The organism is Moritella viscosa, assembly GCF_900120065.1.
GTDB classification, from domain to species: Bacteria; Pseudomonadota; Gammaproteobacteria; order Enterobacterales; family Moritellaceae; genus Moritella; species Moritella viscosa.
In genome coordinates, this window is the sequence record NZ_FPLG01000022.1 from 1 (window position 1) to 24,471 (window position 24,471).

The following is a 24,471-nucleotide window of genomic DNA, read 5'->3' on the forward strand; positions in this document are numbered from 1 at the left end:
TGTAGCGCGGCGAGCAATTTAGGAAAACGAACCGCTTAAAATAACAATGCCTTAGATTTATTATTCTAAGCGGTTTACGGTCATTTAATTAGGTTCGACAATGAAGGACGTGAACCGAATGGGAATGCTTCTGAGTCTGGATAATCACTAATTAACTTACGATCACTAAGCAGTTTTAAGAAGTCCGCTTCGGATTTAATCGGTGACGTTCTGAGTTCTGCTGGATAATTCTTGTCTTTTTCATACTGGTCAATGCGGCTGAGTAGCTGTGTTAATTTACCATCTCGCCAATTCCGCTCTGCTGCTATTTTTACTGGTCGTTCTCGTTCGATGTCGTATTGCCACGTATCATCTATCCAGCTATCAAATTCATCAGGCTCTTTTAATGTGTGGGTATCTGGCAACGTTCCAAGCTCAGTAACTTGGTAGTTACCCATATTATCACGCGACTTTGCATAAGCTGTTCTATCGCGATTATCTTCAATATATTGCCATGCAGCATTAATCAGTCGTAAAGCAAAACCTGTGCGTTTTTTAGGTGGCGGCGTGAAAGTATGTTTTTCAGGAAGAATGAAATTATAATCACTGATTGTCATTTCTCTGGCTTCATCATCCCAATACAACAGCCCAATCTTTATATCGTAAATAACCCACTTATCTACGTCATATAAAATGGTTTGCGTTTCTTTATCGTATTCTGGTGGCTTATTCTTGATAGCCCACGCGGGATAGTCACCATCAGGCATGCCGATTGTAAAACGCTCACCAACAGGGGAATAAAATTCAAAATCAGTTTTATCTTCGACTTCAACCCAGTTATCGGAAACGCTATTATATTTGCCTATTAAGCCACTCGCGCTTGGGACATAGATATTTTCAGTAAAGTCCAATCCAAGAGCAGTGCCTTCTGCGACATGCTCTTCACTATTTCCTAACCACCACCCCAACGGATGAATTTGAGAGACTTTTAATGTCACTGACTTACTTTGTATTTCGTTCATTATGCGAGTCTCACTATCCAGTTGAACTTACGGTTATCAATGGTGTTTTTGGCTGCACCAAATAATGCAATCACAACATTGTGTGCATGCGAACCAATGGATACTGAGTGGGTATGAGCACCAGCATTGGACATCTTGTACCAATTGCCATCATTGCTAGTAGAATATCTTGATACAGCGTCTACGATACTATCACTTCTTGCATTGCCAATGAACCTATTTTGCCCATTAGCAGTATGCGTATGCGCACCCGCTGACGCTGTTGATTTATTGCCTAAATTTGTAGAGCTTACGGTGGAATTTGGATGCCCATGATTTTTAACTTGCCCTTCTTCATAGGCAAGCACTAATTCATTATCATTTTTACCAACAATGCCGAGGCCACGCATATCAGGTAGTATCCCGTTGGGATAGGCTTTGAGTGTTTCAGTGAATTTGGGGTCAAATGCATTATTCTTCATGATGGCAAAACCATTTGGGGCTATATCAGTAGGCCAAGGTAACGGTACGCCGACAGGGCATATCTTGGCTGCTAGCTCCAACCATATATCGTCAACGGGGGAGTTATCGGGGCCGTATACATGCTTACCCTTTTCTTTTATATCACCAAGAACATCAATGCTTCTTTCAATTGTTACCTGTTCGTCACTGGAGAATGAAGCGATCTCTTCATATGGCATGGGTGTAGGGAGGTGGCAATAACCATTGTTAGGCGTTAAATCTGACGTAGGAATAAAGCCCGTTGTCAGTATGACTGTGCACCTATTATATGTTTGTTGCTCTAAATAAACGGGTAAATATTTTATGCTCCCATTAACAATAACAGGTTCTCCGATAACAACTTTTTCTTTACCGCTATCACCAAATGCCTCTACTAGCGTAATACGGCCGACACTGTGTTTATACCCCCAACGGATAGAGTATTTTTTATAGCCATGGGCATTATAATGTTTATTATAAATTTCTACGATTATCGTTCCGTGGGAATGCCACTGACCTACATCAACAGAAAAGCGCCCTATTTCATATTTTAGTCTTGCATTAATACTTTTGGTTCCTCCTCTGGGGATGCGTCTTAGTCCACCCTCATTTGAAGCGACATAGCGACTGTCCGCCGTTTCTTGAGTCATTTTGCTTTCTGCAAATGTATATGCTTTTTTTATTGCTTTCGCAAGATGGTCAAACTTTTTTGGGTCAAAGTCTATACCCGCTTCTAACATCACATTTTGAAACTCAGCGATATTGGCATTAAACCAATCCGCACCGGGCCAGCTGGGGTTGCCGACTTCGGTAAAATAGCCCGGTACACCTTGACTGGTTGCATCGGGTTTGCTCACAACTTGTGAGCCATTTTGCAGTGGATGCATTAATTATCTCCTCTATACATACGTAAACTGATAATACTTACCAGCGGCTCTGTTTTTGTTTAACGCGCATTCAAGCACTTGTGCTGAACCGTTAATTAACGGGGTTTGGACGTTATCCAGTGCGGTCATGTGGGTTTCAGGTGTATCAAACACGCGGATATTTAACACATGGCGATAGCGCGCTGGATGCAGTGGATAACGACAGTCTCGCAAACACTGATGGGGAAATATTTCATCAACCTTGATGTTAAAGCCCAAGTCTGCGGCTTGTTTTTCTATATTCCATGCTTGTAAACCGCCGCTGCGGTACTCTTTTTCAATCACAGAATTTCGGCGAGACTGAAATGATTGGTCGCTGATGATGCAATCAGGTAGCCCAAGGTAGTTTTCCCATTCAGGTAGCAGCTTGACCGTGGTTTCTGGTCTCATTTCTAATAATAGGTTGGCTGCGCTCACTTCAATGCGTTGTAAGCGTGGAGCAAGGCCCGCTATCTTTTGTTGTGCTGGGCTATTGCGCTCTTGTGGCCAGGCTAAACCTTGCGGCATCAGCTGGCTGAGCATGTTGCGCCATGGCGCTGTTATCCCCATTGAATATCTCCAAATGCATGAATCTGATTGTCTTTAGCAAGCACATCATCATCTAAGTTGCAGAGATAGTTTTGTACGCTGGTTACTGACCCAATCGCAGTGCCAACGGTATTTTTAAACAGCGTTTCACCTGGCGATAAACTGCGTTCAAGCGAGGTCAAATTACCAAGCACTTGTTTGCGGTTTTCTGGTGTGTCTGGCGTTAATGCTATCGTCATGGACGTGGTTTTAAGTACCAATGGGATAATAAATACTTCAATCCCCGCAGGGCGGCCCACATACACCTTGGTTGCAGGGTCTTGATGACGATAGATATATGACAGCATGTGAGTAATGTCATCAGGAGTTGGCAAAATATCATCACGCTCATCAAAGACAAACGCAATGCCGACCGTTGAACCGCCGCGATATGCGCCAGTACACCAGGCGCGAGATACGCCGCCCACTTCACGGCTCCACGCCACATAATCATGCTCAGCGCCGCCCTGTGGTGGGTTACGCTTGCGGTATAACAAACGCTCTAACAGCTGATTAATCGGCTCGATATCAATACCGCCCATCATGCCCAATGATGCGCCGCGCGCTTGTACGCCTGGCACTGACGACACCAACGTCAACACGCTATCCTTGTCTAGATTGCCTGCGTAACCCGCGTGAATAGCCGTGATACTCACGATAACGGTTCCGTCTTGAGGGACGCCACTTTGTTCAATCCGGTAAACTTGACCGTTTTCTGACTTTACTTCACTGCCAACAGGCAAAGAAACCGTGCCAGTGAATGACGCCGTACCCATCGCTTTGGTGGGCATTTTACGAATAACACCTTCCTTGGCCGCCATATCAATGATGGTCTGGTCTTCGGAATCCGACGTCGGAATGATTTGGCGCACAATCCAAGACTGGTAATCATACAAGTCACGTATGCCCGCACTAACCGCCACATTAAGCGCCTGTTCTACACCAAACTGGGGCAGTGGCAAACCAAGCTCGGCTTCCATGTCCGCTTGGCCATCATTGACTAGGCTGCGTAAACTCGGTACGTCATAAGGCATGTTGTGTCCCCCATAGTCTCGCTATGTTGATATTGACATCACGGCCATCAGGCTTGGTAACCGTCACGTAGAGTGCCAAGGTATTTAACTTAGGGATAGCACCTGTGACCGTAATTTTGGCGGCGAGTTGCCCTAAGTCGCGGTGCGTTTCAAGTAACCATGCTAATGCTTCTTTAGCATAAGAGACGGCTTTATTACGGATATCGAGGGTCAGTTTTTCACGTGAGAGTAACCACAAGCGAGAGCCCCAAGGAGAGGCGCTGAATGCATCGCCAATAAAGCCGCGGCAACAAGCGCTGCTATCAGGTAGCGTGTCGTTATCATTGGCGCGGGCATCTGTAAACAATGACAGCAACACCAATTCAACAATGGGGTCGCTGTCATCACTGTGTTGAATATCAACATGAACAGATTGTGGTAGTTGACGGATCATGAAAAAAGTCCTTTATTGAATATCACAAGGGCGTTGTGGTCTCGTGCTGCTCGGCATCTTTATGTTTATGCTTGCCAAGCGATGTACCCGACGTGGTTAACACATCTTGACCTGTGATTGAGCTGTCACTGGTGATGGGGCCTGTAACATGCAGCGCGCTTTGTATTTCTGTTTCAGGTGAGATAATAGTGGCTTTTTTCTCTACGTTGAAAATAACCTCTGTAACTGTAATAACGGCTTTTCCCCCTTTGGTGAGCTTAATGTTGTGTCCCTCAAGGTGATACAAGATAGAGTCGCCTTCGATGCCGCCCACTGGGCGAACGGCTTTATCTTCAACGGCCAAGGCAACCAAGCCCGCACGACCGCCCGCCACCGACACCACCATGGCTTCACTGCCCATTGGTGCAACACTGCAATGACCGTAGTTTTGAAAGTGCTCAACATCATCAACCGTTTCATCAGCTAATACAGAGACCTGCAAGTTTTGGCGTTTGAGTGAATCGTTCACCACACTCACCACGGCGCGTGAGACCAGCATGCGCATCTTACGGCGCAGCGGTGCTAATAATTTATTGATATCGCGTAATGTCATGGGAGTTACCAGGTCGAGTCCGTTTGAGGTTTATCTTGCGCCGTTTCTGCAATGGTCAGGGCATCAGGGGGCACAAGACTTAATACCGTCTTACGCCCCTGATCGTCTTCGGTAAACGTCACGTTTACAATGAGCCATTGTTCATCTGTGCCCTGAATGCTGTCACTTAGATGAACGCGTTTATTCACCGCCCACAAGTCGCCCGTCATGACGTTTTCACGCCACCCTAGCACTGTAATTTCGGTGGATGTTGAAGCCGCTTTCGCGCGTTGACGCTGCCATTGGCCTTTGCTGCTCGCGCCTTGCGCCGTCATAATTTCATCATTGATAATAATTTGAGGACGATAACGGGTGATCTCTTTATCAACCACGGTGACCTTTTGACCGCCCACCGCCGAGGATGATTGTTCATCCCACGCTGCGCCGCCCGCACTGCCTTCACCTTTGACAATGTATTGCGAAGCCCTGTCGCGCCAACTGAAACGCCCGCGCGCCGCTAAAATATTCTCACCTAAGCGCAGGGCCACATGGCATGTTTTATCACTTGCGCGCGTTATCACTAATGCGCCATGCGCATTTGAACTTAATAAAACGCCGCGCTCTTTCGCTAATCGGTCTAAAAACTCAAACGCCGTTTCGCCTTGTTCAATCGCTACTTTAGCAAAGACTTCGTGGGCTTGTTCTGTTTCTATCACAAGGGCAATATTGAAGGGTTTGCACACCGCGCTGGCAATATCAGCAAGCGAACTTTGACTAAAACCGCCAGATTGATGCACCACAGCGCAATCAACCAAGTCGCCCGTTTTGTCTCTTCCAGACACACTGATGGTCACCGAACTGGCATCATAACTGGGTATCCAATCATCAATATAACCGGTACTGACAATATCATCGCCAATGGCCACCACACAGGGACTGCCCAATGCAATGAGTTGTGGTTTCACACTTTCCCACGTTTTCGTTAACGCCAGTTCAAAACTGCCCGCCACGTTTTGTAAACTGCGGCTTATAGACACGCTTGTCCAGCCTTGCAAGATAGCGCCATCCACGCGCAATGTTATCGCTTCACTCATGAATAATTTCAACCTCTGTGTTTGCCTCTACAAAGGCAGGGTTAACTAGCCCGTTGCGGGTGATAATGCGGTGGCGCTGTTCACAACTGCCTGTTTGTTGGTATGCAATGAGCGCGACGGGCATTGTCACTCGCGGCGTAAATAAGGTGGTATTGGGCAGCTGCACCGCGCGGCGATTAACATCATCCATCACGGCATTGCGCAGGTCTCGCAGTGTTTTACGTAGCGCTGAACTTTCTGTTGAGCCATGTTCATCAATGGCAATACGCGCGCGCTCACCAAGCAGCAAACTCAGCGCATTGCCCATTTGGGTTAATTGCTCGCCAGTTAACACCTTACTGTTATTGACGCCTATCAAGCCTGTTTGCCGTTCGTCTTGCTGGCCAGCAGTCAGTGAGGAGGCCGCAATGGCACTGGCTTTGGCGATAGCGGCATTATTTAACAACAGCGCTTTAAACGCGCTGGCATTGGCAAGCACTTGCGTTTGTAATGATCCATTTTGATACAGCAGCACTGAGGCGGAATTATCATTGTCTGATATCAGTTTATGACGCAGGCCGCCCGTGACCATGAGCTCTGCTTTTAGTCCGTTCCAGCGGTCGATGACCTGATCATAAACATCAAGCGCACGAATAGGATCGGTTGCTATGGACTTGACACTTTCTACAAGCCCCATGATCTCGCGCGCCAGTTCGCCTGGATAGGCCAGCAATTTACCCACGGAGCTTTTAACGCGTGCCAGTCTGTCTTTCCATTCGCCCAGCCCAGAGGGCAATGACGGCAGTGAACGGGTAAACTCATCCAAATCATCAAGCAGCGAATCGACCATGTCACCCACGCTTGGGGTCGCTGCGGCCACATTAAATTTGGCTTTAAAATCCGCCGCATTTTTCTCACTGGCAAGTTTGGCTTTGTCATCCACAACTTTGGCCGTGTCAGCCACTTGACTTGGAAATAACGAGGAGCCCGCTTCAAAACACTCAAAGCTAACCGTGGCAGTGTTCTCTGTATTAAGCGCAAATTTATGCGTCACACTGCCAATTTGAACTTGTTGAATACCCCACCAAGGGTGGACTAATTCACCCGGTCCCGATTGATTTAATACCCCCAACAATGCGCTAAGCTGCGTGAGGTAATCATCACCCACCACGCGTGCATTTATACTTTGCTTATTGATGGCTGCGCCATTGTCTTCAGCAAAACTGGTTTCTTTCTTTGGGTATTCATGCGCGGCCGCACGTCGCCCCGCACTGCCTTCAACATCTTCCAGTAAGAAAGTGACATCTCGAAAGGATGCCGTTAAAAGGTGTTCAAATGACATTTATTATCGCCTTACATTTATGAGGGAAGTGAAATACCCATGTCAACTTGTGGGCCCGGTGCGCTTTGAATACCGACTTGTTTTATATTGACGCGCTTGTCATGCACATCCACTTGCAAAGCGACCGCCTGTGGTTCATTGGGCATTGGCGCAGGCGCTGCCGGAGCAGGTATCGGTGTTATCTTGTCCTCATCCATCCAGCGATTGGCCAGCTCGCCCAACTTAGCGCCTAAAAACGAGCCCACGATGCCGCCAATTGCTGTACCTACTACAGGTACAACACTGCCTAACGTTGCGCCAATCGCGCCGCCAGCGGTTGATGCGGCAAGCTCAACGGCTGTTGCGCGGTTAAGGTCGCCATTAATAGCCATTGTGGCAGCTCCCAGTGCAACGCCCCCCATTCCCCGTAACTTGGTGCGACCGCTTAAACGGGGACGCGTTTTGGTTCGAGGTTTAGGGCGGGGCTTTTGCTGTGTCTGAGAACGCAGCGGTTTTACGGGTGCTAAACGGTTACCCATGGCCATGTCTGTCGCACCCAGAGCTAAACCTTTCATGCCACGTAATTTGGTGCGGCCACCAAAGCGGGAGCTGCGAGTTCGAGAGCGCCGGGTGCGACGTTTATTTCTTTTATTTCGCGAGTCAACCTCACCTGTTGTGGTGCTTATTCCATTAGCTGGCATGTTAACGACATAGACAGGCATCGTGCCCAGGTCTTTTGAACCGCCGCCTAACGGATTGTTTGATTTTTTCTTTTTGAGTGAGTTGTAGACTTTTTTTGCACCACTACCGACATCCCACATTTTTTTAGCTACAACCAGTCCTGCTCCGACCTTGGCGATATTCAGCCCCATATCCAGCCACTTTTGCACCGCATTGGGATCAAGGTCGAGCGCTTCTTTTAATTCAGCTAAGGGCGTTGCTAACTGCTTGTTGGCAAAGCGATCTACTTCACCCCGTAAGAAGGTAAACGTGCTGCCTAATGTACTGGCATTCTTGGCACTGGCTTTTTGAGTTGTGCCCAGTTCATATGTTTTACTGATCAAGGATTGCAGCAGTGCTTTATTATCCTCAGAATACAAACTCGATAGCCCTTGCAAGCCCGTATCATCAAACACATCACCGAGTTTTAAGGGATCATTTTTTGCTGTCTCTAAAATTTCCATTAACAGCTCAACGGGTTCTCGCAGCTCTTTGGTGCCAGCTTTAAATACCGCTATGCCTTTTTCATCTAAAAACTCAACGTTCTTCTTTTTCTGAAATGCGGAGAATACCGCTGCAATAGAGGTGACCGATTCCTCTGCGCTGCCTTTGGTTTTGACAAACATTTGCGCCAACGCACCCATTTGGGCAATGGACTCGGGGCCTTTTTGTTGAATAATGGAGAACAGTTTCGGTGCAACGCGGGCAATCTCATCAACGCCCACGGAACCTTTAGCAAACTGGCCATAGAGTTGATCTAATAATTGGCTGACTTCTGTTGAGCCCGTGACGCCTTTTTCGTAGAACTGGGCAAGCAAGGAGGCTGACGACTTGGCATCAGTGCCGAACGCTTGCATGAGCATACCCAGGTTGCCCATGTTTTCTTCAACAAATCCCGCGTTTCCGGTTAAACCAAGCAACGCATCCACGCCTTGACCAAGCTCTTTATAATCAACGCGAATATCGGACTGACTAGCCACATCACGAATAGAGGCCGAGAGCTGCGCCACTTTGGCGTCACTTAACTGTGCATTGGTGCCCATCCGCACCATGGCCGCGTCAAACTCGGCGGCGTTTTTTGCGCCAGCCCCCAAGCCAATCGCACTGCCCAGGGCAATATAGCGGTTGCCGAGCTTATCAATACCGCGTCCAGCGGCATTGGTAGTCGAACGTATGATCCCCATCGCGGTCTGGTTTTTCTTGGCAAACCGCGACATAGATTGACCGTAACGCTGTGCTTTAGCTTCTAAATTACCGGACAGGTTTATCAATATCTCTGTAGCGAGTTTGTTACCCATTTTGTTGTGCCTTTAATGTTGTAAAGAGATGTATGACGCGGCGAAGGGGAAGCGTTTGTAAATAGGCCACTGGCAATCTACTGCTCATTGCCAGCAGTAGATGTTGTGCAAAATCAGCCAGTGGTTTCAGTTCGCCCCCGCGCAGCCAATGCCTCCGCCAGTGCCATGTCAAGCTCATCCGCTTTGAGCTGTAACAGGGTTAAATCCGGCGGCGATAGCTTACGCAAGTCTTTAATACTCAAGGGCCCCGCATAGCTGCCAACACTTTCTACTTGGCGGCGTAAGAGTTCGAGCCCTAACAGTACATCAGAGGTATACACCACAGGGCGGTCATTCATTATGACTATTTTTTCTGATGCCAACTGCGCATCAATAACATCACCGCTGCTAAGTTCTCGCATCGTGACTTCACTGTGCGTCACATCTGAAATGGTTAACCCGTCGTTTAATTCAAAAGTAATGACTGCCATAATTACGCCTTTTTCACTGTTGAACCGTGTAGTTTCAGTTTGATCTCGCCGCTGTCGCTGAGCGTTGCAGGCTCGGCAACCGTGGCTTTATCCATTAAGTAATCTTTACCGTTATCGCCCTCCCAAACTGCCGTGGCATTGGCAATCTGATTCACTTCAAGAATGTCCACGTCTTCATCGGCCACCAAGGTACATTCAATGGATGGCGGAGTGTATTTACGAGAGAACCCAAACACCTTGCCTTTGCCCACATGCGGCGTACTGGTGTAACCACCGGGGTTAAGGGTGGCCCCTTCTTTTGTTTTTAATTCTTTACCATTCACGCGAATGGTGACTTCACCTAAAATCATGCTATTTCCTTAAAGTTTGTACTGAATGAGGGCGGCTAAGATACGCAGCTGATTAACGCAATCAGGGTGCATTAGCACGTTTAAGCGATTCACATCGCCGCTATCACGGCTCACCTGTAAAGAGTCTGCGAACTGCTCATACCCTTCGATTAAACCGTTGTTAACCCATTCCAATGCGAGCGCTAAAATGGCTTGACGCATGAGTTTTGGCGTCACAATAGGCTGACTCGGGTCGATATTGGCAAGCACGTCATCGCTGGCTAATTTGTGTCGAGGAAATGAACTCGTCACCATGCTTTTCAGTGAGTAACGCAAATACCCCAATGTCGCAGTGGTGGTGATATCCAGATAACTGGGGTCAACATCACCAAAGGCGTTGACGCGGTACATGGATATTTCACGCTCAATGGCCACGCTGCCACCAGGGGTAACCTGGTATGTGGCAATGCCATCATGCAGCAGTAAGTTACGCTCTACCATGTCCCATGCAATCGCTTTACTTGGGGCTAAAATGCCGTTTAACACTAACGTTTGCAGTGGCCGCGCAGGATCTACGCCAAGGCTTTTGGCGGCAGTTGCCCCATAGCTTGCGGCCCATTCCCATGTTGGGTTAGGTGCTTTGTTTGTGCCCATGCAGGTAATAAGGTGATCATTACGCGTTTCACCAAAGGTGCCTGTTTCGCTGTGCGTCCCCCGAAAGGCGGTATACGCTAACCCTTCTATCATTTTCAGTGGACCCCAGCGGAGTGTTAACTCATCACGCAGGGTGTTGAGAGACTGGGTGTCAGACCAGGGCATGATGATGTGGTTAAACCATTCATCGCCTAATTGCGCGATGATGTCTGTCATATCAGGGGTGCCAGCGCCGCCAGAAAACGGTGTAATAGTCGCGATAATGCCTGCAGGTAATACTTCACGATCATAATAGTTCAGGCGTACATCCAGGTCGTTGCCAAGTAGCCCTTTGTGTTTCGACGTTAACACCAGTGACTTATTGCTTCCACTGTCTACTGACGCGGTGACATACAAGTCGGCATTTTGATTAATACTGCTCACACAGGCTGTGACGATGGCAACAGCATCAGCATTTTTGGCCATGGCAACTTGTACAGATTGCCCTGCAATCAATAACGCCACCACACCCGCTTGCGTGACAATGCCGTCAAAGGCGACCTTAGCTTTTGCCGCTTGGCCGTCCATGTCGGTAATACCCAGCGCAAAGCATTCAGTGTAATTGTTGGCAGATTTTACCGCCTTTAATGCGCCTGATAACATAGATCCTTTACCATACAGCGCGTCAATTTCGCTTGCTCCGCCTGTGATACGCGTCAGTGACAATGGCGCGACACTGGCCGCCGCGGTTTGCTGTCCCAGGACTAATAGTTTTTGCGATTGCGCAGGCGTGCCACTCACTGCACCTGTGTTATCAATTTCCACATACACCAAGGGCACGCGGATATCATTGGGAATAGTACCTAATGGCATTATTTCTTCTCCTGTTTTTGAGCCGCAGGCTTGTCGTCATCTGCAACGATTAATTCAACATCACCATCACGAAGGCGGCGCAGCCAATAAGATGAACGAGTCACGCTTTCACCTTCCGGCTCTAAGTGCGAGCCATCGGGTTTGCGCACGCGCACATCAGGTTCTTTGGGTTTAATGTTAAACATGGACTGATTTATCCTCTTTCAAGTTGAATGTCTGCGCGGATATGCGCGCCATCATCGGGGCCGATTTGAGCATTACATTGTAAAAAGTCATCGAGCTGGGCTAAGCTAATCGGCTGATCTAAGCGGCATTCTTGCGACCAATCCACTGACCAGAGCGCCACGCCGAGATCGTCCAATGCGGCGCTGTATAAGTTTTGCCAGCTCACTTGCGAAACCTTGTTAAACGCAATTTTGCCAAGGCTACGGGTAAACTCAGCTTGACTAAGCAACACGCCTAATTTGCCTGAGATCACTTCTGCGCGTTGGTCGCGGTTTTTACCAAACTGGTCGTTGGTCATGACAAACGCCACAAACTTAACCAGTCCCACGATAGAGCCTGCTTCACGGCGAACCTGGCTCACGTTTAACGCCGTCACGCGAATGCAGCCCGAGCCAGTGACTTCTTTTTTAATTTCTTCTGGTGAGTTAAATCGGCCCTTATGACGCGTGACCGCACTGACCTTATCTAAAGCGCTAACCTTGCCTTTAAATTCTGCTTCAAGGCGCTCAACCACCGCTTGTGTCACCGCAATGGTGCTGCCCGTCAGTTCAAGTGTTGGGCGAGTGTCAATTGTGTTTTCCATTAAATTATGTCCTGCCAAAAATCACCGATAAGGGCTAACAGCTCACGCTCATTGGCGCTGGATAAACCAAGAAACGCACGCTGCGGCGTCAATGCGCTGCGCTGATGTGGTTTCACGTTTTGATACACTGGGAATTTCAATACCTTGCCAAACGCCTGGGTGATAAGACGCGTGTGCGCGGGGACATCTACCGCCCCTTCAAACCCATTTTGATGCGCGCGAGCATAGACCAGTGGTGAGCCCACGTGGACTTTATCGCCCGACACGAAAAACTCGATGGAGTCATCCAGATCACCCGAACCCATTAACAGCGATTGATTACCGTGGCGCGTTTTACTGTAGGTTGAACTCCACGGTGCCCACGGCGTACCATCGGGCGCGTTTTTTTCATGTTGAATACGTCGGTGAGTCTGTGACTCCACCTCTGCACCAATCAACTGCTTGAGTCTGTCTTGGTGTCCGGTATCGGCCAGTTGCGCGATATGACGCTCAATACGTTGCAGCTCTTGCGCGCCCTGGACGGTAATGGACATACTCATAAGATATCGCCAATACTTGCGCGCATTGAAGGGCGATAAGGTGCAATCACTTCAACTTTACCTGAGGTGTTTTCAGTGGGCTTGGAGACTGTTGGCAACCCCAAGTCACGGCGACCCGCTTTCACGTCTTTCAGGGTGACTATCGCATTATCGTAACGCTGCTGTATCAAGGTTGAGATATTGCTATCACGATCGGCTAACCAGTAGAACGCGATTGAAAGAGTCAGGCGGTTAATGAGCCGTGGCACTTGCGCCAATGGCAGTTGATAGCGCGTTAAAAATGAATTCACTTCATCTGCGGCATCATTTAATGCACTCGTGATAGCGACATCATCGAGCGTTTCACCGTCCGCTGCCGTGGCAACCGTCCACACAAAGCTGGCATCGCGCTCAAGTAAATCTTGCTTGGTTGCGTAAACGACAGGGCTAATAACCGTCATCAGCTTATTCCTCGGTTTCTACAAGCGTTACAATCAATTTCGGCTCACTGCGCAGCCGCAAAAGCTCATCGCTTGTAATAAATTCAGGGTCGCTCTGGCCTACTGATTCATCATCAACCACCACATGGCAAGGCTCATTTAGCCATTTTCGGCCACAACGCCAAAAGCCTTGCTCAGGTCGTGCGCTAACTTCACAGACCACCGTTTTCGTTGCTGCGTGGGACTCTGGAGCAGATAAAAGTGATTGCGCCGTATCATCAATAACACCCATTTTAGTGTCGTCAGTGTCGATTAATGCAGGGGGTTCAGAGCATTTCAATGTTGAAATAGCGTCGTCATCAATACTCGTTTCGCCGTTATCAGGGCCGATTAATACAGGCGCATCAGACGATTGCGATGTCGAAACGGCAGCATCATCAACAACGGATGTCGCTTGCGTTGTTGACGCTGTTTTTTTATCTTCTGATGAAACGGGTTTACTCGACTTCTTAGGCGATGTTTTTTCATTAGACATGATTGACCTTCATTGATATTGAGTGGTGAGTTAACCCCTCTGTCTATTCACGCATAAACAGAAGGGCGTACACGGCGCTTACAAGTATTCAGAAACCAGCAGGTCAAACTTCTTATACAACGTGTTTGTGGTGCCAGCGATCTGATTACTCATCATCAACTCTTCTGATGCAGCTTCATTATCACCGCCCACGACTAAATGGGTGGCTTTGGTGCCCAGTGGCGTGCCGTTATCGCGGGTAAATGAACGCAGCAATGCGCGCGCTTTGTTTAAGTTTTCTTTAGTGAGCGGCGCTTTAGAGCCCACCGCCATCTGCCAAAAACCAAACCCGGAATTACCGCGCCCGTCAGTGGCATAAATGAATTCATCGTTGAGCACCACATGATCGCTGTCCATGTCATCGAGCGACTTAAACTCAAATTCACGGCGCTTTTGATAAACCAGTGGTTTAAGGGGACGTGAGCAGTCTAATAAGAACCAGGCTTCACCATCAGGAATGGGCGTACCACCGCTATCGTTGCCATTGGCAATAATGTTCGACGCCGTGCCACCTGCCATTGGGTGGTCGGTATCAAAGAAGTACTGGCCGTCATAGCATGTGGTGGTGAAACCTGCGGCAAGGAGGCTAAACACCATTTTGTCAGGGAACACCGCCACATCTTGGCCGATAGATTCCGCCATTAGGCCGTATTGACCAATCTGGTCGTCTTCGACTTTATCGCGCTCAACGGTAATGGATGCTTCAAATTTCTTATTTTTAATGGTGTAACCGTGCTCAGCCAGTTTCGCTAATTGGCGGTCGCCCAGCCATTCTTTGATCTCTGGCCAGTCACCCAAGAAGCCATAATCTTCGGCGCTGGTTGACGAACTCAATATGGTGGCAATTGCGCCATGGAGTGGTTTAACTGTGCCCAAACCTTTTTGGTACGCTGCCGAAAGGCCCGTGCTGAGGTTTCGGACTTGTTCTGCTGTAATTGGCATTATTAAGTTCCTATAAATTTAATGAATAACGTAATTCACGCGCTCGGTTTAGCGGATAAAAACTGCTCTTTGGTTAATCCCATTGAACGGCACATGGCCAGTTCGCCCTCCGTTAATGACGTGTCACCGTCTTTTTTCTGCTTGTGCTGAGTGTCAGTGCTGACCAGCTTGGGCGCACTGGCAATAAAGTTTTTGAACTGCTCGACACCGCCGTCGGCGCGGCATGTGGCCAAATACATGTCTTTATTGGCTGGGGCCACTTTACCGTCAGTGATAGCGCCATCGACCAACGCTGTTATCTCAGCATCATGAATGTCTTTGAGCTTTTGTTCCGCCGTGGTCGCGCGGTTAAGGGCTAACTCATGCGTGGCAGTGGGCACAAACTTATCCAGTGGCGGAGTTTCTGCGCGGTTAAGCGCCAATTGTTTATCGTTTTTAAGTGTTTCGATGCTAGTAACGACTTGTTCTTCATTGGCTTGGGGAGTGAGTCCCAACGCAGTCACAATGGCGAGTGGCAATGGCATAGGTAGTTCCTCTTCTTTTCGATTGAGTGCAGGCAGTTTTAAATTAGGCTGGTTAGTAAAACCAACGCTAACGACTTCACTTACAACGCCTTGGGCGTCAAAGTAAAAACTTGGCGAGTAGTAACGGTACTTACGCTCACTGACGATAAGCGCCCCTTCGGTATTGAAGTTGACCTTGCCCCACACAGCGCCATCGCGCACTTCGAGGTTTTCTACCCAGCCATAGGCAGGGGCTTCTTCACCTTTTGGGCCCTTGATGTGGGTGGCGTGTTCAATATCCCACGGGATGTTGGCAAGGTTTGAGTCTTGAACGACACGCTCTGGAGCGACATTATTCCACTGCCTGCCATCTTGGCCTTGAAACGCGCCAGCTGGCACAAGCAAGATCCAATCGGGTAATGTACGCGGCAGTTCATAGCACAGCGCAAGATAATGGGGTTTGGGCATGAGTGATATCCGTCAGTGATGATGTCATTCAGATTAACGGGAAATATCAGTGAGGTGGATCCACGTGTGTCCATGATGAATACAAAGAGGAATTCATGTTTAGACGGCAAAGTTATCCCAAAGGAGATAACAGGCGTTGCCCAGCGTTGTTTAAAACCTGTTTAAATCGCGCTGAGCGTGTTTAACCCACCTTGAGTGGGTAAATGATGTGCAGTTTGCTATTAAAGCGAGGAGCGGAGGTTATAGCGGCTAAATACGTTATTCATCAACGGGGTTAACTTTCCCCGATTTCAGGCACGAACAATGCCGCCTCGTCCACGTCGGGCAGTGGCAGTTTGTCTTGGATATCCCAATGGGTGTGCAATATCGCCCCGAGCATGGCGGGCGTGATAGGCGCGCTAATGGGGTAGTTAAAACAAGGCATGGCCGAGCCTGCATAGCCAAGTAATAATGCTTCATCAACGAGGGCTTGCACTCGGGCTGCATCTTTGCCTGTCACTCGCTGACTATCCTCATCAAATGAAAAGGTTAAATAGCGAGGGGCACTTGCTGGTGTTGACGGCTGACCTAAAAAAGCCGGTACCGTTGTTAAATCTAAAATGGATGTCAGAGTCAGTTCCATGTGCTTTACGGCCTATAGTGAAATAATAACCCAATGACAGTTTCTAACATGTCCGGGTCTTTTTGCATCAGGGCAAACAAACGTGCCACATTGCGCGTATCCATCGTGCCCAATAAGGGCTCTAATGCCATGGGCATGACTTCGGCGGCTTTGTGACCATCAGGCGATGAGGCATATTCTTTGCCCATATATACATTATAGTAACCGTCTTTACGAGTAACTTCTTTGAGGCCGTAGTTTAAACCTGTTAGGTCTCTGAGCCTTTCGAGCTTATCGCCCTGAGTGCGGCGCTGGTGAATGCGGTTAAACAGCGTATCTAATTCGGGGATGGCTTTTTGCAAGCGATGTGCATACTCATGCGCCGCCGTGCTGCTTTCATCGGTGCGAATAAAGCCGCTGCCTTTCGGCCATTTTCGCGGCGCGCCTGTGCTGTCCTTACCTAACTTTTTATACGCCCAGCCAAAACTATCCACCTTGGCCCGGTCACTGGTGAGGGTCACCGCCCAGCCGCGCGTTGACGTATAACTGACATACAAAGGGCCCAGTTCATCAGCGGCTTTTGTCCAATCATCCGGGTAGCGCAGTGAGGCTTGACGCACTGCCGTTGCCCCTTTACCTCGCGTGGCGATATTGGCACTGGTGCTGATATTACGCGCGAGAGAGAGCTGGCGCAGCAAGGCTTGTTGAAATTGCTGCGCGGCATCGGCGCGTTTTTCAGGGCTGGCAATGGCATCCACTAACACATTGGCAAGTTTAGTGCCGCTGCTGTCCGTTTCATTTAACAGCTGCGCGGTTTGTTTTGCGCCAAGCTCTAAATAACGTTGCGGGTCGCTATCGTTGGTAAACTCATGCAGCGGCGCGGGGCTTGCGGCGGTGCCCAGTTTTTGCTTTGTGTATGTTTCCTTGTTTTGCGTTTGTTTTGTTATCTGCGCCTTGCGATCAATCCCCATGTTGTAATTCCAACCCGGATCGATACCGACAGGCACTTGTTGTACTTCGCCCGTGCGTTTGTTTACCCACTCGCGTGTTTTTATCGTCGGTGCTTGGGTCAGTATTTGACTGTCACCTTTTAAACGCTCGGCTTCACGTTGACTTACCTGGCGAACGCGGCACTTGCAGCCCCAGCCATTGGGCGGGAAATGGGTTTGCCAAAATGGGTCGTCCACGGGTAAAAGCAAGCCTTTCCACGCACTGTGCTCAGGGCGGTGCTCTAGGCTTGGCCCCAGTTCGTAGAGTAAATAAGGGTGACTTTCACGTGAGCGTTCAATGCGCGCCCACTTACCCGCTGCGCGCGCCGTCTTCATGTTGGTGTCATAAATGGTTTTTAAACGTGCATCACTGCCAAGTTGCACCGCGCGCGCGGTGCCCGTTTGTGGATCAACTAGGGACTTTTCGCCCCACCAACCTTGCGCCACCAAGGTGGGCTTGAGGCTTTTGGCAAACTGCTGGAAAGTTTTACCCTCACGCAGCGCTTGCTCTAGGGCGTTTCGGGTATCCGCTAACATATCAAGCTGCATCATCTTTGCTACCGTAAACGCATTGTTATGCTCACGTTGCCATACATCTTGATAGTTAAAGCCCGGTGTGAGCTTTTTCTTCGTCAGGTAATTAAGCGCATCTTGGGGGATGAGTTTAGGCGCATCAGGCATCGTCAGTGTCTCCCAATGCACGCGCTTGCCAGCACAGACTCGCTAATTGCTCAACAAACTCATCCGCCGAAAGCCCCTCTGCAAGGGCGGGCAACTGCGCGCTGAACGCTTCAAAGCTATCAGTGCTCTGCGCTAGATCTAATATCGGATTTAAGATAGGCGCGCTTATTTCTTCCCATTCATCGAGTGCATTTTGCGTTAACTGCGCGACTTCATCATCGCGGTTAAACGTTGTTTGACTGCTGTTTAACGCCAGTTTGCGATTGAGCGCGACAGTGTTTTCTGAACTGGGCTCAGTAGACGGCGTATTTAATGGCACCAAGACGTCGCTGTCATCATCGGGATCGCTAATGCCTAATTTATCGCGCACCTCGGAGGATTGCACTTTCAAGCCCCGGTCAATTAATGGGGTCAGCGCATCCACCCAGGCTTTCGTGTCTTGCGGCTCTTCGACAATCAGTTCAATGGTCGGGTAACGGGTTTGCACGCCATAGTTAATATCAATGAACGCTCTCACCAAATAACGGTTTAAGGCGTTGGCGAGTTGCCGCGCATCCCAGCGAATAATGTCTTTACGTACTTCATTATGCACCGTGGCTTGTGATTGACTGGCACCGTCATCGGTGGTCATGGTTTGCCCCAGTACCGCTTTGGATATTTGGCGGTCTGCCCATTCGGCCATGTTCTCAAACAAGGTATCGCCGCCGTTACCTTTGCCGCTTTCAATCATGTCAATCTTCATGGATTCGGGAATGGCCGCGCCCGCATCACTGGCAATGGTTGAGATGGCATTCACCAGCGTGCGAATATCCGCTTCCGAGGCATTGGCGTGGTATTTACCCACGCGAATAGGCATACCGAATATTTCAGCAAACGCCCACCAATCGCGCACGGTGTAACTTTTTAACATGTACATGACCGACACTAAACGCGCCAAACCATTGCGTAACCAATGGCCTGACTTCATGCGCGGCATATGCACAATATAGCCGTGTTGCTTCAGTGGCTCGCCTTTGGGGTTGTCATCACTTTTAAGGTGCAGCTCAGACAAGGTTTCATCGTCAAGCACAATAAAGCGCGGGTCTACCCATTGGTAGTCCTGTGGCACCCAGGGCGTATTACTGGTATCCCAGATTATCTCAACGAGCCCAATGCCTTTGCCAAGGCCATCGAGTAAATCAAACCCGGCATCCGGCATTTGTGGGTGGCGCAGTAGCTCACGCACAGCTTGCGCTTGCTCGATATGCTGGGGCTCATCACTGGCCGCTTCCACACTAAAATCAAGGCTTGCCACCGCCAGCTTACGCGTGGAGAGTACCGAGCGATAATGCAAGTCGCGCTCTTCCATCTCTTCGGCAAGAATAAAATAATCTTCGGCGCTGCCTGTGGCGGCCTTTTTTAACAATGACGCTAACTTAGAGGGCGTGAGCCCTTTGGCAATGGACTTGGTTGATGCGGGCGTGCGCACGCCCGTGGTGTAGGCGCGGCTTTGCTGCTGCGTGAGCGCTTGTTGCTCTGCGCTGTTAAACGGCCGATTTGTCGCCGGATTGATAATGACTGACATGGTGTTCCTTATAATAAACCGCCGCGCATGGCTTTAAGGCCGCGCGTCAGTTTCATTTGACGTTGAGGGGTATCGGTGTGATTGTCTGGCGACTTGATGCGATGAAATTCATAGCGATAGCACTCTTCTTTAGAGGCCAAGTACGCCAAGAAAATAGCGATAGCGGAGTCACCGTGGCGTTTGGAGCCGTCACTCGCTTTGGTTCGCTTGTCATCAATGGAGGGCACACCGCGAATGATTTGAATGGATGAGAAATCATTGATCACATCTTCATTCTTGGGAATACGCAGCTCCAGGTCTTCAAAGGCTGACTTAAAGCGCGGCATGTTTTCGCGGTAATAGGCGCTTGATAGCATCACTTTTTCCACTTCACCGCCGTATTTATACACGGCTTGCTCTGCTAAATATTCACCATTACCACGGCCATCAAGCTTGATACCGTCACGACGCGGCAGTCTGTCGGCAATGTAATACAACACTTGTTCCTGCTGCTTAAAGGGCACATTCCACAGCTCGACCAGAAACGGGATATCCCGCTTGGTGTCGGTGTGCACCGTGCAAGGGGCAAAGACCGTCAAGTCACCACTGCGGGCGAAATCTTCCCCGAGCGTGTGGCGCAGATCGGTTGGCAGTTCATCGAGCAGCGGTTTGACGTTTAAATCCAGCCATTCGTCCATTTCCATGATACGCAGTCGCTCAGGCAGGTTATTAAACTCACTGCTGCCATTAAAGCGCACCACTTTATCTTCAAGCTCGGCGGCGCGCTCTCTGTATGAACGAGGGATATACACCCCTGAGCCTGATTTGGGCACGCAGAAATACTCTTCTTGCGCATCATCTTCGGTGGCTGTATCACGTAATAAGTTCGCTTTCCACTGCGACTCGGCATCTAAGCTCCAGACCATGCCCTTAACTTGGCAGATACGCTTATAAAGCCCATCAGCGCACGCATCATCGAGAGTGATAGTGTGAATAGAATAGCGTTTTTTACCCGCGCGGCTTTGCTGTATTAACTCGTTAAACAAGTTGTCATTGCCGTTATGGGTTGATATCAAACGCACTTTTGCGCCCCACATGGTCAGTGCCAGCGCGGCTTTTAAGACTTCGGCCAGCTTTTCATGAAAGGCGGCTTCATCGATGGTGACGTTCCCTTGCATACCCCGTAAGTTACTCGGATTACTCGACAAGGCTTGGACTTTAAAGCCCGAGGCAAAGTAAACCACAAAAGTCAGAATGTCTTTGTCTTCATCATTAAAGACTTCTTCGCATATCTCACCCGCCACTTTATCAAAGGCTTTGGCCCACATGGCCACCGCTTCAATAAACTCTCTGGCCATCTCTTTATTTGAGCCAACATAAAAGTGATTAATACCATTATCACTTTTACTAGCCGAGGCCGCCAATGTGGCATCGGCAGCCTCGGCCCAGGTGATCCCGGTACGGCGTGATTTCTCCGCTATCTTTAATACGCTGTCATCTTCAATCCAGCGTTTTTGATAGGGCAATAACACTTCATTTGCATCATAACGGTAATGGGTATGCGCTATCGCCGCCGCTAAGGGGGAGCGTTGAAATTCTGCCATTAGGCCAGTCCTAAAATTGAATTTTTGATTTGCTGCACGCTCTCTTTGCTCAGACCTGAGATTTTCGCGGCTTGGTCAACGGCGGCTGCGGCTTCTTCGGCAAAGGCTTTGCGGATCTCTTTTTCAAGTTTCACACTGCCCACTTGCGCTTCTTGCAGGCGCTTAATTGACAGCGCCAAATGCCCCATGGTTTTTGGATCAATGGGATCGTCTGATTCCATGGCCTTCATTTGAAAATCAAAGATCTGACTTTTGCCTATTTCAATCAAGGCGCGGGCGATGTCCGTTTGTGGCATTTCGCCGAACTGTTGCACCCATTGCCCTGTCATTTCCTGCGCCTGGCGGTAACGAGTCATGCTTTGATTAAAGTTAATGGCATAACGAGATAAGCCATTGCGACTGAGTTTGTCTTCTTCACTTAAGCCAAACTCATCAATTAACGTGTTGATGGCTTCGCGTATTTGCGTTTGTGGCATACGCCCATCACGCAATAAGATATTGAGTTGCGTGCGGATATCATCGGGCAAACGGTCTATTTTACTCACCCGTTTTTTCGTGTGCGGTTTATCGCTCATGGCATTACCTTACAAGTTAAGGGCGTGGTCGTTTAACGCCCGGATGCAGGGCTTGCCCGGTTGCCACGTCAATGCCGCGTTGGGTTAATATGGCGACCGCCGTGTCCACGGCATCACTTAAGCTAATAAGACCTTGCTCGGCTAACCAATGCATTTCACTCAACACCACATCACGGCTCACGCGATGGCCATACACATCCAGCGAACTGTCTAAGATACTTTCGTTGGCTGAATAAGAGGGCGTTTCGTTGAGTATGCGCAAGATAACGAGGCGTCTGTCGTGTTGTAATAATTCTTTCAGTGCCATTACGCTCTTTCCTTAAGTTCGTTTTCAAGTAACAAATTACTGATGTGCTCTAAGCCGCGCAGAGCGGGGGCGATCGCTTTTATTTCACCGCGCAACTCTTCAATGCTCAGACGTAGCTCAGACATTTCGCCGTGACTGGGCAGGGCTTCAACGCGGGCAAGCAATGCGGTGTGACTGTCCTTTAACTTGCTGAAATCTTCTGTTTTCACAAAGGTTTTGTGCAGCGCCCAGCCTGCTAACATAAAAGTAAAGTTCATGGCGGTGGCCACAATCGGCCACCATATTTTGATGGTGTCCATGGTCAAATACGCATCTCCCGCAATTGTTGACAATGAATGCAATAAGCCGCGTCTGGTTTGGCGGCAAGTCGCAGCGGTGGAATAACTAAGTCGCAGCGCAAGCAATGCACTTGCGCATTGGTTATTTGCTGGGCAGGCTCTTTGCCCTGACGTAGGGCATTATCAAGGGCTTGTTGCCGCTGGCTCTCTTCCACTTTGGCGGCGTTGTCATATATATCCATACTAACCCCGCTTGAAAGGATTAAGGTTAAACTTCGCGCCCGATGCTTTGGCTTTATCCACGGTGCGCACGCCAAGGTAAGTCATGAATGGGGCGATCAACATAGAGGCGAGTTCCCAGTTTGCGCCGTCGCCTTTATCGAGCGCGCTTAACACATCAAACACAAATATATACAAGATGGCCGCATACAAACTCAAACGACAACCAAACGGGCGCGTGCGGCGCACGTACTCATCATCAGCTTTATCCCCTTCACGAATGGTGGTTTGGGTTTCGTGGTGCGCGGCTTGTTTGTCTGCCAGCTGTAATTCCAGCCGCCGTGTTTGTTCTTTTTCCAGTTCAATTTTGACTTTTTCTAACTCAACCAGCGCCTCCGGGGGCAAGTTACTGAGCATGTTATTGAGCTTATCTTGCTGCGCGCTTTTATCACTGGGCAGCGCGCCTTCGACATACTCAACGGCTTTGGCGACGTCGTTGGTCACTTCGGCGGTTTTACCGCCAAACAGTGAGCCAATGCCGCGTAATACGGTGGGGCCAAATTCCATCGCTAAGCTTGCGACGGTGGCGATGGTTGCTAATGCCATTTAAGTACCTCCGGGGTTAGGCTGGTTTGATGATGAGCTTGGCGGGTTTACCCGCGAGATAGTTCATCACCTTGGTAAACGCGCCACTGGAGTTAAGCACGGCCCACTGGTTATCCAAGACACCAAAGTCCAGTCCGGGGGCTAAGCAACCTTGCAGCTGCGACACTTTATTGGCTTTGTGCATTAAGATGTGCGTGCGCTGGCTTGGGCCGTAGCGGGTAACGCCGAGGCTTGGCGCTTCAAGGGCGTAGCATTGACCAAACTTGGGGCTTTCATGGGGTAAAAAATCATACGTGCCAAAGGGCACACAAGAGATACTGGCTTGATTGTTTAGCCAGGGACGTTCAAGGACTTTGCACAGCTCCTTGCCATTGTCATCACACAAAATGGAAAATGTGCCATGGGAAAAGCAATTGCGGTGCAATGTGAGGGTTTTCGCCAACATAACCAAATACCTTTTATTTTGACTGTGGGTAAGTGGCTTTATTGTTGATTTTTTAGGGGGATAGTCCGGATTAACTGCGGTTTTTTCTTTTTTAAGCAACCCTGATTTATAGGATAAGTCTTATGCGTGGCAAGATTGCTTGGGGTATTAAGGCTTGCTAGCCAAATAAATCGGGTTGTCTGCGCTGCTGCTCAATTTTACGCATGCGGCGGCACACTTCGTAAATGGTTTTATCGGTGACTTTGTAATGGCGCGCGAGCTGATGCACATTGCTGCCATTAAATGCTTTCCATATTTCCATGTCGCGTATCTGCTGGCGCAAACGTACGCCGCGCGGCATATATACCTGCATGCCGCCCATGTATTCGCTGATATCCAGCACCATGGCCAAAGGTAATTCCGGGGTATCAATGTTGTGTTTATCCAAGGTTGCTTGAATAACGCCGTGTAATTCTAACAGCATGGCAGGCCATTGGCGCTGCTCATCGCTGACATCACTGCTGTGCGCGAGCACACTGGGGTCGAGCGGTTCACTGGCAAACATATCATGTTGGGGCTCATGTCGAGGCATTGGTTTATTCCTTTTATCACACGTTAAGATGTCTATTTCACGACAATCGTGCGCACTAATCAAACGCTAA

The 24,471-nt window shown here is 49.1% G+C and carries 30 protein-coding genes; all 30 read right to left on the reverse strand.

Features of this window, described 5'->3' with window-relative positions; all coding sequences use genetic code 11:
* Positions 1–80 precede the first annotated feature (80 nt).
* Positions 81–1,001, reverse strand: coding sequence for a hypothetical protein (locus tag BT797_RS03595; protein ID WP_045111257.1), 921 nt, complete (start codon positions 999–1,001; stop codon positions 81–83).
* Positions 1,001–2,368 (reverse strand): hypothetical protein, encoded by a 1,368-nt coding sequence (locus tag BT797_RS24055; RefSeq protein ID WP_211705433.1) that lies wholly within the window; start codon positions 2,366–2,368, stop codon positions 1,001–1,003. The genes BT797_RS03595 and BT797_RS24055 overlap by 1 nt, the downstream gene beginning before the upstream one ends.
* Before the next feature lie 12 nt (positions 2,369–2,380).
* Positions 2,381–2,956 carry a YmfQ family protein gene (locus BT797_RS03605; protein WP_045111259.1) on the reverse strand — a complete coding sequence of 192 codons (576 nt, stop codon included), beginning with the start codon at positions 2,954–2,956 and terminating at the stop codon, positions 2,381–2,383.
* A complete protein-coding gene (locus BT797_RS03610; protein ID WP_045111260.1) occupies positions 2,947–4,008 on the reverse strand; it encodes a baseplate J/gp47 family protein in 1,062 nt (353 codons plus the stop codon). Before BT797_RS03610 ends, BT797_RS03605 begins: the two co-directional genes overlap by 10 nt.
* Positions 3,998–4,441: a phage GP46 family protein gene (locus BT797_RS03615; protein ID WP_065826303.1), complete on the reverse strand. Its 444-nt coding sequence runs from the start codon at positions 4,439–4,441 to the stop codon at positions 3,998–4,000. Before BT797_RS03615 ends, BT797_RS03610 begins: the two co-directional genes overlap by 11 nt.
* A gap of 22 nt (positions 4,442–4,463) precedes the next feature.
* Positions 4,464–5,033, reverse strand: coding sequence for a phage baseplate assembly protein V (locus BT797_RS03620; RefSeq protein ID WP_075471097.1), 570 nt, complete (start codon positions 5,031–5,033; stop codon positions 4,464–4,466).
* Positions 5,034–5,038: 5 nt separating this feature from the next.
* Positions 5,039–6,106 (reverse strand): phage baseplate assembly protein, encoded by a 1,068-nt coding sequence (locus tag BT797_RS03625; RefSeq protein WP_075471098.1) that lies wholly within the window; start codon positions 6,104–6,106, stop codon positions 5,039–5,041.
* Complete coding sequence (locus tag BT797_RS03630) at positions 6,099–7,427, reverse strand: DNA circularization protein (protein WP_075471099.1); 1,329 nt, start codon at positions 7,425–7,427, stop codon at positions 6,099–6,101. The genes BT797_RS03625 and BT797_RS03630 overlap by 8 nt, the downstream gene beginning before the upstream one ends.
* Positions 7,428–7,444: 17 nt before the next feature.
* Complete coding sequence (locus BT797_RS03635) at positions 7,445–9,424, reverse strand: glycine zipper domain-containing protein (RefSeq protein WP_075471100.1); 1,980 nt, start codon at positions 9,422–9,424, stop codon at positions 7,445–7,447.
* A 113-nt stretch (positions 9,425–9,537) separates the two neighbouring features.
* On the reverse strand, positions 9,538–9,894 hold the full coding sequence (locus BT797_RS03640; protein WP_045112627.1) for a phage tail assembly protein: 357 nt from the start codon (positions 9,892–9,894) through the stop codon (positions 9,538–9,540).
* 2 nt (positions 9,895–9,896) lie between these two features.
* Positions 9,897–10,244, reverse strand: coding sequence for a phage tail tube protein (locus BT797_RS03645; RefSeq protein WP_075471101.1), 348 nt, complete (start codon positions 10,242–10,244; stop codon positions 9,897–9,899).
* A gap of 9 nt (positions 10,245–10,253) precedes the next feature.
* Entirely contained in the window at positions 10,254–11,729 is a 1,476-nt protein-coding gene (locus tag BT797_RS03650) for a phage tail sheath subtilisin-like domain-containing protein (protein WP_045111263.1), read from the reverse strand.
* The gene (locus BT797_RS03655; RefSeq protein ID WP_052678371.1) at positions 11,729–11,914 is read right to left on the reverse strand and encodes a DUF2635 domain-containing protein; all 186 of its coding nucleotides are present in this window, start codon (positions 11,912–11,914) and stop codon (positions 11,729–11,731) included. The genes BT797_RS03650 and BT797_RS03655 overlap by 1 nt, the downstream gene beginning before the upstream one ends.
* Before the next feature lie 8 nt (positions 11,915–11,922).
* A complete protein-coding gene (locus tag BT797_RS03660) occupies positions 11,923–12,555 on the reverse strand; it encodes a hypothetical protein (protein WP_139291630.1) in 633 nt (210 codons plus the stop codon).
* Positions 12,537–13,076, reverse strand: a complete 540-nt coding sequence (locus tag BT797_RS03665; protein WP_045111266.1) for a phage virion morphogenesis protein — start codon at positions 13,074–13,076, stop codon at positions 12,537–12,539. The genes BT797_RS03660 and BT797_RS03665 overlap by 19 nt, the downstream gene beginning before the upstream one ends.
* Positions 13,073–13,516, reverse strand: coding sequence for a gp436 family protein (locus BT797_RS03670; protein WP_045111267.1), 444 nt, complete (start codon positions 13,514–13,516; stop codon positions 13,073–13,075). The genes BT797_RS03665 and BT797_RS03670 overlap by 4 nt, the downstream gene beginning before the upstream one ends.
* A gap of 4 nt (positions 13,517–13,520) precedes the next feature.
* Positions 13,521–14,030: a hypothetical protein gene (locus BT797_RS03675; RefSeq protein WP_052678372.1), complete on the reverse strand. Its 510-nt coding sequence runs from the start codon at positions 14,028–14,030 to the stop codon at positions 13,521–13,523.
* Positions 14,031–14,108: 78 nt separating this feature from the next.
* On the reverse strand, positions 14,109–15,011 hold the full coding sequence (locus BT797_RS03680; protein ID WP_075471103.1) for a Mu-like prophage major head subunit gpT family protein: 903 nt from the start codon (positions 15,009–15,011) through the stop codon (positions 14,109–14,111).
* A gap of 35 nt (positions 15,012–15,046) precedes the next feature.
* The gene (locus BT797_RS03685) at positions 15,047–15,982 is read right to left on the reverse strand and encodes a phage protease (protein WP_075471104.1); all 936 of its coding nucleotides are present in this window, start codon (positions 15,980–15,982) and stop codon (positions 15,047–15,049) included.
* A gap of 274 nt (positions 15,983–16,256) precedes the next feature.
* Positions 16,257–16,604, reverse strand: coding sequence for a hypothetical protein (locus BT797_RS03690; protein WP_075471105.1), 348 nt, complete (start codon positions 16,602–16,604; stop codon positions 16,257–16,259).
* Positions 16,605–16,609: 5 nt separating this feature from the next.
* The gene (locus BT797_RS03695; protein WP_065826305.1) at positions 16,610–18,253 is read right to left on the reverse strand and encodes a phage head morphogenesis protein; all 1,644 of its coding nucleotides are present in this window, start codon (positions 18,251–18,253) and stop codon (positions 16,610–16,612) included.
* Entirely contained in the window at positions 18,246–19,817 is a 1,572-nt protein-coding gene (locus BT797_RS03700; protein ID WP_075471106.1) for a DUF935 domain-containing protein, read from the reverse strand. Before BT797_RS03700 ends, BT797_RS03695 begins: the two co-directional genes overlap by 8 nt.
* Before the next feature lie 8 nt (positions 19,818–19,825).
* Positions 19,826–21,400: a terminase large subunit domain-containing protein gene (locus BT797_RS03705; protein WP_075471107.1), complete on the reverse strand. Its 1,575-nt coding sequence runs from the start codon at positions 21,398–21,400 to the stop codon at positions 19,826–19,828.
* Positions 21,400–21,975 carry a DUF3486 family protein gene (locus tag BT797_RS03710; protein WP_045111270.1) on the reverse strand — a complete coding sequence of 192 codons (576 nt, stop codon included), beginning with the start codon at positions 21,973–21,975 and terminating at the stop codon, positions 21,400–21,402. The genes BT797_RS03705 and BT797_RS03710 overlap by 1 nt, the downstream gene beginning before the upstream one ends.
* 16 nt (positions 21,976–21,991) lie before the next feature.
* Positions 21,992–22,282 carry a VpaChn25_0724 family phage protein gene (locus BT797_RS03715; RefSeq protein WP_045111271.1) on the reverse strand — a complete coding sequence of 97 codons (291 nt, stop codon included), beginning with the start codon at positions 22,280–22,282 and terminating at the stop codon, positions 21,992–21,994.
* Positions 22,282–22,581, reverse strand: coding sequence for a DUF2730 family protein (locus BT797_RS03720; RefSeq protein ID WP_045111272.1), 300 nt, complete (start codon positions 22,579–22,581; stop codon positions 22,282–22,284). Before BT797_RS03720 ends, BT797_RS03715 begins: the two co-directional genes overlap by 1 nt.
* 2 nt (positions 22,582–22,583) lie before the next feature.
* Positions 22,584–22,802: a TraR/DksA C4-type zinc finger protein gene (locus BT797_RS03725; protein ID WP_075471108.1), complete on the reverse strand. Its 219-nt coding sequence runs from the start codon at positions 22,800–22,802 to the stop codon at positions 22,584–22,586.
* A gap of 1 nt (position 22,803) precedes the next feature.
* Positions 22,804–23,385 carry a hypothetical protein gene (locus BT797_RS03730; RefSeq protein ID WP_045111274.1) on the reverse strand — a complete coding sequence of 194 codons (582 nt, stop codon included), beginning with the start codon at positions 23,383–23,385 and terminating at the stop codon, positions 22,804–22,806.
* 16 nt (positions 23,386–23,401) lie between these two features.
* Positions 23,402–23,830 (reverse strand): DUF5675 family protein, encoded by a 429-nt coding sequence (locus BT797_RS03735; protein ID WP_045111275.1) that lies wholly within the window; start codon positions 23,828–23,830, stop codon positions 23,402–23,404.
* Positions 23,831–23,987: 157 nt separating this feature from the next.
* Positions 23,988–24,401, reverse strand: coding sequence for a Mor transcription activator family protein (locus BT797_RS03740; protein WP_045111276.1), 414 nt, complete (start codon positions 24,399–24,401; stop codon positions 23,988–23,990).
* Between the last annotated feature and the right edge of the window lie 70 nt (positions 24,402–24,471).